Source organism: Mycobacterium heidelbergense, from assembly GCF_050205645.1.
Lineage (GTDB): Bacteria > Actinomycetota > Actinomycetes > Mycobacteriales > Mycobacteriaceae > Mycobacterium > Mycobacterium heidelbergense_A.
Window position 1 is genome coordinate 44,150 of the sequence record NZ_JBNMQT010000015.1, and the last position, 11,997, is coordinate 56,146.

Annotated in this window: 11 protein-coding genes; 6 read left to right on the forward strand and 5 right to left on the reverse strand. The window is 68.4% G+C overall.

Translation table 11 applies throughout. The annotated features are described in order from the left end of the window. The first annotated feature begins 97 nt into the window (after positions 1 to 97). From ACQI5H_RS17500 to ACQI5H_RS17525, 6 genes are all read left to right on the forward strand, one after another. A complete protein-coding gene (locus ACQI5H_RS17500) occupies positions 98 to 1,327 on the forward strand; it encodes a 5-(carboxyamino)imidazole ribonucleotide synthase (RefSeq protein WP_427080658.1) in 1,230 nt (409 codons plus the stop codon). Further along, positions 1,320 to 1,835 carry a 5-(carboxyamino)imidazole ribonucleotide mutase gene (purE, locus tag ACQI5H_RS17505; RefSeq protein WP_427080596.1) on the forward strand — a complete coding sequence of 172 codons (516 nt, stop codon included), beginning with the start codon at positions 1,320 to 1,322 and terminating at the stop codon, positions 1,833 to 1,835. The genes ACQI5H_RS17500 and purE overlap by 8 nt, the downstream gene beginning before the upstream one ends. 73 nt (positions 1,836 to 1,908) lie before the next feature. After that, complete coding sequence (locus tag ACQI5H_RS17510; protein WP_427080597.1) at positions 1,909 to 3,078, forward strand: acyl-CoA dehydrogenase; 1,170 nt, start codon at positions 1,909 to 1,911, stop codon at positions 3,076 to 3,078. Between the two features lie 257 nt (positions 3,079 to 3,335). After that, on the forward strand, positions 3,336 to 4,481 hold the full coding sequence (locus ACQI5H_RS17515; protein WP_427080659.1) for a PP2C family protein-serine/threonine phosphatase: 1,146 nt from the start codon (positions 3,336 to 3,338) through the stop codon (positions 4,479 to 4,481). A gap of 74 nt (positions 4,482 to 4,555) precedes the next feature. Continuing rightward, the gene (locus tag ACQI5H_RS17520) at positions 4,556 to 6,079 is read left to right on the forward strand and encodes a sensor histidine kinase (protein ID WP_427080660.1); all 1,524 of its coding nucleotides are present in this window, start codon (positions 4,556 to 4,558) and stop codon (positions 6,077 to 6,079) included. Beyond that, entirely contained in the window at positions 6,076 to 6,516 is a 441-nt protein-coding gene (locus ACQI5H_RS17525) for a response regulator (protein ID WP_427080598.1), read from the forward strand. The genes ACQI5H_RS17520 and ACQI5H_RS17525 overlap by 4 nt, the downstream gene beginning before the upstream one ends. A 6-nt stretch (positions 6,517 to 6,522) precedes the next feature. On the opposite strand, the gene ACQI5H_RS17530 is transcribed toward ACQI5H_RS17525, so the two are convergent. The 5 genes from ACQI5H_RS17530 to ACQI5H_RS17550 form a co-directional block, all read right to left on the reverse strand. After that, positions 6,523 to 7,758, reverse strand: coding sequence for a CoA transferase (locus tag ACQI5H_RS17530; RefSeq protein ID WP_427080599.1), 1,236 nt, complete (start codon positions 7,756 to 7,758; stop codon positions 6,523 to 6,525). Positions 7,759 to 7,770: 12 nt separating this feature from the next. After that, the gene (locus tag ACQI5H_RS17535; RefSeq protein WP_427080600.1) at positions 7,771 to 8,685 is read right to left on the reverse strand and encodes a class I SAM-dependent methyltransferase; all 915 of its coding nucleotides are present in this window, start codon (positions 8,683 to 8,685) and stop codon (positions 7,771 to 7,773) included. Positions 8,686 to 8,740: 55 nt separating this feature from the next. Further along, entirely contained in the window at positions 8,741 to 10,849 is a 2,109-nt protein-coding gene (gene ctpC / locus ACQI5H_RS17540) for a manganese-exporting P-type ATPase CtpC (RefSeq protein WP_427080661.1), read from the reverse strand. Between the two features lie 58 nt (positions 10,850 to 10,907). Continuing rightward, positions 10,908 to 11,183, reverse strand: coding sequence for a DUF1490 family protein (locus ACQI5H_RS17545; RefSeq protein ID WP_076118986.1), 276 nt, complete (start codon positions 11,181 to 11,183; stop codon positions 10,908 to 10,910). A gap of 83 nt (positions 11,184 to 11,266) precedes the next feature. Then, positions 11,267 to 11,953 (reverse strand): TIGR03089 family protein, encoded by a 687-nt coding sequence (locus ACQI5H_RS17550; protein ID WP_427080662.1) that lies wholly within the window; start codon positions 11,951 to 11,953, stop codon positions 11,267 to 11,269. Between the last annotated feature and the right edge of the window lie 44 nt (positions 11,954 to 11,997).

An 11,997-nucleotide genomic window follows, 5' to 3' on the forward strand; every position in this document is an offset into this window, starting at 1 on the left:
TACGTACGGACGCAAAATCGACGCAAAATGGTACATAACGATTGTGTGTCAGAGCCGGTCAACACGCCTCGAGCACGGGACTGTGCGCCGTGACACCATGATGGCCGTGCCGAGTTCACGCCCGCCGCGCACCGCGCCCGTCGTCGCCATGGTCGGTGGCGGGCAGCTGGCCCGTATGACGCATCAGGCCGCCATCGCGCTGGGGCAGACGCTGCGCGTGCTGGCGACCGCCCCCGACGAATCGGCCGCGCAGGTCAGTGCCGACGTGGTGATCGGCTCGCACACCGATCTCGAAGATCTGCGCCGGGTCGCCGCCGGAGCCGACGTGCTGACCTTCGACCACGAGCACGTCCCGACCGAACTGCTGGACAAGCTCGTCGCGGAAGGCGTCAATGTGGCGCCCCCTCCGCAGGCGCTGGTGCACGCCCAGGACAAGCTCGTCATGCGGCGGCGGATGGAGGCCCTCGGAGCCCCGGTGCCCCGCTATGCCGAGATCCGGAGTGTCGACGAACTCGACAACTTTGCGCGGCGCATAGCCGGCCCCGTGGTCGTGAAAGCGGTCCGCGGCGGATACGACGGGCGCGGGGTGCGGATGGCCCGCGACCCGTCGCACGCCCGCGAGATCGCGGCGAGCTTCCTGGCCTCTCGCGTGCCGGTGATGGCCGAGGAGCAGGTGAACCTGCGCCGCGAACTGTCGGCTCTGGTGGCGCGCTCGCCGTTCGGTCAGGGGGCGGCGTGGCCGGTCGTCGAGACCGTGCAGCGGGACGGGATCTGCGTGCAGGTCATCGCGCCCGCTCCGGAGCTGCCCGAGGACCTCGCGTCGGCCGCGCAAGAGCTGGCATTGCGGCTGGCCGCCGACCTCGGCGTCGTCGGCGTGCTCGCGGTCGAGCTGTTCGAGACGGTCGACGGCGCGCTGCTGGTCAACGAGCTCGCGATGCGGCCGCACAATTCCGGGCACTGGACCATGGACGGGGCCCGCACCAGCCAGTTCGAGCAGCATCTGCGCGCGGTGCTGGACTATCCGCTGGGCGACACCGACGCCATCGCGCCGGTCACGGTGATGGCCAACGTGCTCGGTGCCGCGCAGCCGCCGGCGATGGCCGCCGACGAACGGTTGCACCATCTCTTTGCGCGCATGCCCGACGCCCGCGTTCACCTCTACGGCAAGGCCGAACGCCCCGGACGCAAGGTCGGGCACATCAATTTCCTGGGCAGTTTCCCGGGCACCGATACCGCCGGCCTGGCGAAGCTGCGTGAACGCGCCGAGCTGGCCGCACACTGGTTGTCACACGGGCAATGGGCCGACGGATGGGATCCACATGACTGACCAACCCCGGGTCGCGGTGATCATGGGCAGCGACAGCGACTGGCCGGTGATGGCCGACGCGGCGGCGGCGCTGGCCGAGTTCGACGTACCGACCGAGGTGCGCGTCGTCTCGGCGCACCGCACCCCGGCGGAGATGCTCGAGTACGCACGCGGCGCGGCCGACCGGGGCATCGAGGTGATCATCGCCGGCGCCGGCGGCGCGGCCCACCTGCCCGGGATGGTCGCCTCGGCGACGCCGCTGCCGGTGATCGGCGTGCCGGTGCCGCTGGCGCGGCTGGACGGCCTCGATTCCCTGCTCTCGATCGTGCAGATGCCGGCGGGCGTGCCGGTCGCCACGGTCTCCATCGGTGGCGCCCGCAACGCGGGCCTGCTGGCCGTGCGCATTCTCGGATCGTCCGACCCGGCGCTGCGCGCGCGGCTCGTCGCTTTTGCCGAGGAGCTGGCCGAGAGCGTGCGGGCCAAGGATGCGGCGCTGCGGGAGGGTCAGGGTAAAGTTACCGGCCAGTAGCCCGGCGACGAGGCGGGCCTGGTAAGGCCCGTGAAGAAGCCGGGCAAATTTGGCAGAGTGCAAGGAGGCCAAGATGGCTCAGTGGGCCGGAGACCCCACATTCGACCTGTTCCAATTGCCCGAGGAGCACCAGGAGCTGCGGGCGGCGATTCGGGCGCTGGCGGAAAAAGAGATCGCCCCGCACGCCGCCGACGTGGACGAGAATTCACGCTTTCCGCAGGAGGCCCTCGACGCGCTGAACGCGTCCGGCTTCAACGCCGTCCACATTCCCGAGGAGTACGGCGGTCAGGGCGCGGACTCGGTCGCGGCGTGCATCGTGATCGAAGAGGTCGCGCGCGTCGACGGGTCCGCCTCGCTGATTCCCGCCGTCAACAAACTGGGCACCATGGGCCTGATCCTGCAGGGTTCCGAGGAGCTGAAGAAGCAGGTGCTGCCGTCGCTGGCCACCGAGGGGGCGATGGCCTCCTACGCCTTGAGCGAGCGCGAAGCGGGCAGTGACGCGGCGTCGATGCGGACCCGGGCCAAAGCCGACGGGGATCACTGGATTCTCAACGGCACCAAGTGTTGGATCACCAACGGCGGCAAGTCGACCTGGTACACGGTGATGGCAGTGACCGATCCGGACCGCGGCGCCAACGGCATCTCGGCGTTCATGGTGCACAAGGACGACGAGGGGTTCAGCGTCGGTCCGAAGGAAAAGAAGATGGGCATCAAGGGTTCGCCCACCACCGAGTTGTACTTCGAGAACTGCCGCATCCCGGGCGATCGGATCATCGGCGAACCCGGCACCGGGTTCAAAACCGCGCTGCAGACCCTCGACCACACCCGCCCCACCGTGGGTGCGCAGGCCGTGGGCCTGGCACAGGGCGCGCTGGATGCCGCCGTCGCCTACACCAAGGACCGCAAGCAGTTCGGGCAGTCGATCTCCGAGTTCCAGGGGGTGCAGTTCGAACTGGCCGACATGGCGATGAAGGTCGAAGCGGCCCGGCTGATGGTGTACAGCGCCGCCGCACGGGCCGAACGCGGCGAGCCGAATCTCGGATTCATCTCCGCGGCCGCGAAGTGCTTCGCCTCCGACACCGCGATGGACGTGACCGAGGCGGCCGTGCAGCTGTTCGGCGGCGCCGGATACACCACCGATTTCCCGGTCGAGCGGATGATGCGCGATGCCAAGATCACCCAGATCTACGAGGGCACCAACCAGATCCAGCGGGTCGTGATGTCGCGGGCGCTGCTGCGCTGAAACCGCGCTGGTGGCGGGCCGATGCCGGGCTGATTGGCGGCTGCTTGCCAATTCGTTAGACATTCTCCAAATCGCATGTGGGACACCGGCGGCGCCGGTTATTATCGCGAACGTCATAACACTCGAGCCAGCGCAGGTTTGCCGCGGCGGCCAGGGGGTCTGAATGAGGGACACGGTCGTCCGTGCGTGCACAACATGACCGCCAACTGATCCCGGCACGGGCCGCGGCCGCTGAGTCATCGATGGATCGGCGGACGTTGTCTTTGCTGTTGGTCGAGGACGATCGAGCCGACGCGGTGCTGGTGGACGAGCTGATCTCGGACGCCGTCGCCGACATCAAGATGGTCTGGGCGCAATCGATGGCGGACGCGGAGCGCGAGCTGTCGGCCACGCGCCCCGATTGCGTGCTGCTGGACCTGAACCTGCCCGATGCCAGCGGAATCGATGCGCTCGACCGCATCGCCACACGCGATCCCACCGTCCCGATCGTCGTGCTGACCGGGCGCGACGACGAGCTGTTCGGCGCGAAGGCGGTCGCCGCCGGCGCGCAGGACTACCTGATCAAGGGGTCCGTCGAGCCCGAGATGCTGCGCCGCGCGCTGCTGTACGCGATCGAGCGCAAACGTGCCGAGCTCATCGCCGCGGACCTGCGTGCCAGCCAGGTTCGCGCGCGGGAGAACGCGTTGCTCGAGCGCGGCCTACTGCCGTCCCCGCTGCTGCTCGACGACCCAGGCGTCGACATCATCGCCCGCTACCGCCCAAGCCGCGAGAAGGCGCTGTTGTGCGGTGACTTCTACGACGTCGTACAAACTCCCGACCGGGTGGTGCACGTGCTGATCGGCGACGTCGCCGGGCACGGGCCGGACGAGGCGGCGTTGGGCGCGGCGCTGCGGATCGCCTGGCGCACGCTCGCCTTCGCCGGCGTCCACGGTGCGGACCGGATGCGGCAGCTGGAGCGGGTGCTGCACGCCGAACGCGCCGAGATCGGCCTCTTCGCGACCGTGCTCAGCCTCGCGATACCGCCCGACGGCTCACCCATTGTCACGGTGCGGGCCGGTCATCCCGGGATGTTGCTGCACGGCCCCGGCACGGTGGATTGGGTCGAGCCGGATTTCGGGCCGGCTCTGGGCCTGCGCGCCGACGACTGGCCCGAGCACAAGGTGGAGCTGCCCGTCGATCATGCGCTCCTGCTGCTCACCGACGGACTGTTCGAGGGACATTCGGGGCAGGGCGACCGGCGCCTCGGCGAGGACGGCCTGCTCGAGCTGGGCCGGTCGCTCGCGGGACTGCCGGGCCCGGTGTTCGTCGACGCGCTCATCGACGGCGCCGAGGAGCGCGCCCGATCCCACGGCGGGCTCACCGACGATATCGCGGTGCTCCGCGTCGAGCGGACCGCCAGGTGACGACCGCCCCCGACACTCCGGTGCGCGAACCACGGCTCACCGTGCTGGGATGGCAGGTCGTGGTCCTGTCCATCATGGGCGCGGTGGTGCTTGTCGGCGCGCTGACCGGATATGTATTGCTCAATCGCACCGACGGGGTGTCGCGCGAGCTGAGCGACAACATTCGGCCGGCTCGCCTGGCCGCGAGCCAATTGCAGGCGGCGCTGCGCGACCAGGAAATCGGCGTCCGCGGGTATCTGATCTCCGCCAATCGCCAGTTCCTGGCGCCCTACTACGACGGGCAACGCGCCGAAGTGGCTGCGGCAGAAGACATCCGGCGCCACCTTGGCAGGCACGCCGACCTGATGGCCGACCTCGACGCCATCGAGAGGGCCGCCGGCGTCTGGCGGGCGAATTACACCGAGCCGCTCATCGCCAGCGTGGCCCCAAACACTCCCACCGTCATCAGCGGTGCCGCCGCGGACCGTGGCAAGGCCGAATTCGACCATCTGCGTGAGCTTTTCGACATGCAAAACACGCACCTGTTCCAGACGTGGGACAATACCGCCGCCGAGCTGAAGAGCGCCCAGGACTGGCGCAACGGGGTACTGGTCGCGATCCTGCTGCTGTTCGTCGTGACCGCGGGAGCCCTGGCGGCCCTGGTTCGAAGCACCGTCACCCTACCGCTGGCCGCGCTGGCCGCCGCCTGCCGGCGGATCACCAAGGGGGATTTCGGCGAAGTCATCGTGCCCCCGCGGCGGCCGAAGGACATTCGCGGCATCGCTACCGACGTGGAGAACATGCGACAGCGGCTGATGGAGGAACTCGACGCAATCCATTCGGCCCGAACGCAATTGCACGAGCGGGCGGTCGAATTGCGCCGTTCGAACACCGAACTCGAGCAGTTCGCCTACGTCGCGTCGCACGATCTGCAAGAACCCCTGCGAAAGGTCGCGTCGTTCTGCCAATTGCTGGAGAAGCGATATGGCGACCAGCTCGACGAGCGCGGCCTCGAGTACATCGGATACGCGGTCGACGGCGCCAAGAGGATGCAGGTGCTCATCAACGACCTGCTCACCTTCTCCCGGGTCGGCCGGCTGGGCAGCGTGCACACCGAGGTTGACCTCGATGCCGCGCTGGACACCGCGCTGGAGAACCTGGCCGTCGCGATCCAGGAATCGGGCGCCGAGATCGTGCGGCCCACACAGCGGTTGCCGCGGATCGTCGGCGACCCCACGCTGCTGAGCATGTTGTGGCAGAACCTCATTGGCAATGCGGTGAAATTCCGGCTCGCCGATCGCGCGCCGCGCGTCGTCATCGAATGCCAGGCGGGCAGCGGTGAGCGCGATGGCCAGTGGGTGCTGAGCGTGTCGGACAACGGCATCGGCATCGCCGAGGAGTTCGCCGAGAAGGTCTTCACCATCTTTCAACGCCTGCACGGCCGTGAGCAGTACGCCGGAACGGGCATGGGTCTTGCCATGTGCAAGAAAATCGTCGAGCACCATAATGGCACGATCCGAATCGACACGTCCTACACCGGCGGGACCCGCTTCGAATTCACTCTGCCGATTGCCCTCGGCGCACAACATCGGGAAACCTTAGAAGGAGCGCGACCTTGACACATGCCGGCAGACCAATTGACATCCTGCTCGTCGAAGACGATCCAGGAGACGAGCTCATCACTCGGGAAGCGTTCGAGCACAACAAACTTCAAAACAATCTGCACGTCGCACACGACGGCGAAGAGGGCCTGAACTACCTCTATCAGCGCAACGGGTACGAGGACGCGGTGCGCCCGGACCTGATCCTGCTCGATCTGAACCTGCCGAAATACGATGGGCGCCAGCTGCTGGAAAAGATCAAGTCCGACTCCGACCTCTGCCGCATTCCAGTCGTCGTGCTGACCACTTCCTCGGCGGAGGAAGACATCCTGCGCAGCTACAATCTGCACGCCAATGCCTACGTCACCAAGCCGGTGGACCTCGACCAGTTCATGAAGGCGGTCCGGCAGATCGACGAGTTCTTCGTTCAGGTCGTCCGGCTGCCGGGCGCCTGAACGCGCCTACTTCGCCGTCTCCGGCGCCCTGAGGTACCTGTCGTTGTGCGCTCCCGCGGCGGGCGGGGGATCGGTGTTCACGGCGTCGAAGCTGGAGTAGCGCGCCGGGGTGCGGATCACCGTGATGGCCTCGTCACCACTGCCGACGCGCAGGGCCAGGTCGTTCTCGGCGAACAGGGGGGTATCGACGACCTGCTTCCAGCTGTAGGCGAGGCAGGCCATCAGGCCGCCCTCGTGCAGCAGCTCGACCCACTCCGCGGCGGTCTTGGCGGCCAGGGCCGACTCGAGTTCCTCGGTCAGCTCCGGATAATTCAGCGCCCGCGCGCGCTGGTCGACGAAACGCTCGTCGTCGAGCAGATCGGGCCGTCCGATGATCTCGCACAGCTTGGCCCAATGCTTGGGCACATAGGCGGACAGGACGAGATACCCGTCGGATGCCCGAAAGGCGTCCGACGGCTGCGTGGCGAAACCAACTCCCTTGCGCTTCTTGGCATCTGGCTTGATTTCCGGCTTGATTTCCGGCTTGGTTTCTGGCTTGGGTTTGGCCGGCTCGCTGGGCTTGTTCAGGTGCATCGTGAGCTGGTTGGCTTGCAGCCCCACCGCGACGTCGTACATCGCGACCCGGACCACGTCGGCCACCCCGTGACGCTCGCGGTTGAGCAGCGCGGCCAGCACCGCCTCGGCCAGGACGTGACCGCTGGCGTTGTCGACGAGCTGGAACGGGATGATCTGCGGTTTGCCCGTGGGCGTGGGCATCCCGGTGGTCATGCCGGCCTCGGCCGCGACCATCAGGTCGACGCCCGGCCGCGTGCCGTGCGGGCCGTTGCCGCCGAAAGCGCTCAGGCGGGCATAGATCAGTTTGGGGTTGCGTGATTGCAAGTCGGTGGGCCCCAACCCCATTCGTTCCATGACGCCGGGGCGAAACCCTTCCAGCACGACGTCGGCGGTGTCGGCGAGCCGCAGTATCTGCTGCTTGACGTCGTGGTCGGTCAGGTCCGCTGTCACCGACTTCTTGCCGCGGTTGTTCGGCAGGAAATACGTGGCCAGCGGCGGGCGCCCGGGAAGGACCGCGGTGATCTGGCGGGACGCCTCACCGCCGGGCGCCTCGATCTTGATGACCTCCGCACCCAGGTCGGCCAGCACCTGGCCGGCCAATGGCCCGGCCACATTCTGGGTGAAATCGAGCACCCGGAATCCGTCGAGGGGCTTCGCGGGCTTGCTGTTCGGCTCGCTGTTTGGCATGTCGGCCTCTCCCTAAACCGGCGTGTGCAACACGGCGGTGCAGTAGTAGTTCCTGCCGAAGGGCGCCTCGGCGTCGCTGGACTGCAGCGGTAGTCCGTTGTCGCCCAGCAACTGATTCAGCGGGGTGCGGACGGTGCGCCAGCCGTGGCCTTGCAGGTAAGCGGCGACGTCGTTGCGTTCGCCGGGAAAGCCCAGATTCTCGAGTTCGACGTCGAGCCCGTTCTCCCGCCATTTGCGGGTGGCGGCGTTCAACGCCTCTCCGGTGACGCCCGAATTCACAAAGACCTCGGCGACCAGCCGGCTGCCGTCGGCACTGAGCGCGGTGACGTTGTCCAGCAACCGATCCTGGGCGTCCGCCGGCAGAAAGCCGAGCAGGCCCTCCGCGGCCCACGCCGCGGGTCGGCCGGTGTCGAACCCCGCCTGCCGAAGCGCCGATGGCCAATCGTCGCGGAGGTCGATCGGCACGGCCCGGACGTCGGCCGTGGGCGCGGCGCCGAGCGCGGCGATCGTCGCGGTCTTGAATTCGATGACTTGGGGCTGGTCGATCTCGAACACCGTCGTCCCCGGTGCCCACGGCACGCGGTAGCCGCGCGCGTCGAGGCCGGCGGCCAGGATGACCACCTGGCGGATGCCCGCGCCCAGCGCCTCGGCGAAGAAGGCGTCGATGTAGCGCGTGCGCGCCGCAAGGATGTCGGTCATGCGTTGCATGCCCCACGGGGCGCCGGGAACGTCGACGTCCGCGGATTCGAGCTCGCCGGTGGCCCACCGGGTGAAGAAGTCCACGCCCACCGCGCGCACCAGCGGCTCGGCGAACCGATCGTCGATCAGCGCTTCTCGGGTGGCCCGGGCCCTGCCCGACGCGACCATGGTGGCCGTGGCTCCCACGCTGGTCGCCAGGTCCCAGCTGTCGTTGTCGGTGCGCGCCATGATTAGACAGAATAACGATACGGTCCTCGGGCCCGGACCGTGGCTGTGCGGGCGCCTAGTCGAGGCGATACCGGATGAGACGGGAGCTGTTGGCCACCACCGCAACCGACGACGCGTTGTGCAGGATCGCGGCCAGCACGGGGGAGAGCGCCCCGCCCGCGCCGATGACCAGTCCGGCGGCGTTGACGGCGATGGACATGCCGTAGTTCTCGCGGATCACGTCGACCGCCCGGGAACCGAGGTCCCCCACGTCGAGCAGCCGATGCAGATCGTCGTTGGCCAGGGCAACATCCGCGGTTTCGACGGCAACGTCGGTGCCGGCCAATCCCATGGCGATCCCGATGTCGGCGGCAGCCAGCGCCGGGGCGTCGTTGATGCCGTCGCCGACCATCCCGACGACGTAGCCCTCGCCCTGCAGTTCACGCACCACCTCGAGTTTGTCCTCCGGCATCACCTCGGCGCGCCACTCGTCGATGCCGAGCTCGGCGGCGACCACCCGGGCGATGTCGGGATGATCGCCGGTGAGCATGACGATGCGGCGAATCCCGTTGGCCCGCAACTCCTTCAGCACCGCGGCCGCCTCGGGTCGCACCTCGTCGCGCAGGCTGATCAGCCCCACCAGGGTGCCGTCCACCGCGAGCAGCAGCGGTGTTTCCGCCTCGTTCCGCAGCTTGTCGACCCACTCCGAGGCCTTCTTCGACACCTTCACCTTTTCGGCCCGCAGCAGCCCGGGGCTGCCCAGCAGCAGGGTCCGGCCGTCGGCCCAGGTCCGCATGCCCAGGCCCACCAGCACCTCGCACTCCTCGTGCGGCGGGATCGTGATGTGGCGTTCCTCGGTCGAGCGGATCACCGCTTCGGCCAGCGGGTGGCGCGAGTGAATCTCCGAGCTGGCCGCGTACGCCAGCACCTGCTCGGGCTGCCAATCCTTGTGCATCGCAACGATATTCGTGACAACGGGACGCCCGACGGTCAGGGTCCCGGTCTTGTCGAAGACGATCGCGTCGACCCGACCGGCCTGCTCCAGGTGGGAGCCGCCCTTGATCAGGATGCCGCGGCGCGCGCCGTTGCCGATCGCGGCGCTGATCGCGGTCGGGGTGGCCAGACCCACCGCGCACGGGCACGCGATCAGCAGCATGGTCATCGCCCGGCGGACGTCACCGGTGATCGCCAGGGTGATCGCCGAGACGACGAACGAGGTGGGAACGAAACGGCGAGAGAAGTTTTCGCCGACCGTCTGGATGGGTGCCCGATCGTGCTGGGCCTCCTCGACGCGGGCGATGATGCGGCCGATGGTGGTTTGGTTGCCGACGGCCTCCGCGCGCACCACGAGGCGTCCGCGCACCACGACCGAACCGGCGTGCACGCGCGAGCCCACCACGACGCTGACCGGCAGGGTTTCCCCGGTGATCGCGGATTGGTCGACGACCGCCTCGCCGTCGACCACCTCCCCGTCCACGGGTATCGCGACATGGTCGTGGACCACCACCTCGTCGCCGATCTCCACGCTGTCGATCGGCACCTGTATCTCGGTACCCGCGCGCGGACCCTCGGTGAGCCGGATCCACGCGGTGTCCTGGCTGCCGCGAAGCAGGTCGGAGATGGCCCGCCGGGTCCGGCGCAGCGTCAGATCCTGAAGGTACTCACCGATATTGAGCAACCACAGCACGGTCAGCGCGACCACGTTCTCGCGCAGGATCAGGCTGGCCACGGTCGCCGCGGACACCAGCGCATCGGTGCCGGCTTTACCGGAACGCAGCGAGCGCAACGCGCCGCGCAGGAACGGGTAACCGGTGAAGACCGTGACGCCGGTGGCCACCACCCGGCCGCTCGGGCCCAGCAGCGGTGGCCGGGCGAACACGTAGCGGCGCACGCCGAGCAGCGCCAGCGCGGCACCGCCGATGACCATGCGCAGCACGTCGGCGTTGCGGATCTCGGACGAATGCGGTGCCCGGGCCGGTATCAGTTCGGCGGCAACATGTTCGGCGCCGCTGATCGCCGCCAATATCGCGGGGCGGTCGCAGCGCTGCGGCGAATACCACACGACGACGGACCCGGTGCGCGGGTAGGCGTGCACGGTGCGCACGCCGTTCTCTTTGGCGACGGCCTCTTCGACCGCGACTGCGCGTCGCGAGTTGCCGCGGACCCACTCGACCGACACCCGCATGCGTCCGGCCGCGTCCGAAATCACCGCCAGGACAGGATCGTTGGCTTGTATCAAGCGATCAGTGCTCGTGAACGTCGCTGATGGACGGGGTGGGCGCCTCCTCGCCGACACGTTCGCGGGCTTCGGCCATGACGTCGGCGAGCTTGAGGCGGGCCGACTCGGCGGCTTCCTCGGCCTTGCGGGTGCCGCGCAATCCCAGCTCCGCCGCCGACACCGCGGTCTCGTGCAGCGGCGCCTTGGCCACGGCTTTGCGCACCACCTCGTAGGCCGTCACGCCGACCAGGCCGGTGAACACCGTCCCGGCCGCCTTTGCCAATAGCCCGAACCCCGCCATTGCCTTACCTCCCTGTCGTCACGGCGTCAGCTGCTGCTTTCCCGACGGTAACATTGAAATATTGCGATATCAATATGAATGGGTCAGAGGACACGGGTCACCTTTTCCGTCTCGATCCGGCGCTGCAGAGTCGCGGGATCGGGATTGGCCACCTGCACCAACGACCCGCCCACGGCCAAGATGGCCAGCAGGTGATCCACCAACTCGGCGGGCCCGGGCCATGATGCGGTAGACAGCACGCGGTCCTTCGACGTCAAACCCCGTGCCGCCGCGGAATTCTCACAGTCGGCCAGAATCTCCGCGGCCGCCCGGCCATCCAGCGCGGGGCCGGGATTGCGCTCCGGAACTATTTGGTCGCCGTGCACGCGCACCGCCGTCGCATAGTCGGTGACACCGATCGGCAGATCGGGCGCCGGGCGGCCGAACGGATCCAGCGACAGCACCGCCACCTCGCCTCCCGCGGCCGCGTCGTCGGCCTGCTCCAGCCGGTCGGCGGTGCACAGCGCCACATCGAGGGGACCCGGGTCGCTCGATGCGAGCACGGCCTCGGCGCCGATCCACCAGGCCCCGAACAAGACCGCCGCCGTCTGCCAGTGGGCCGGCAACAGGATCGCGATCCGGCTGGCCGGCCCGGCGCCGAGCTCGTCGCGCAACAGGTTGCCGGTCTTGGCGGCCCAGTTCGCCAGCGTCACCGCGGACAGCTCGATGCGCTCGCCGGACGCGTCGTCGTAGTACGTGATGCGCGGACCGACGGGGTCGGCCCGCAACATCGGATCCAGGATCGCCCCAGAAAGCGTCGTCAGCGTCGATTCAT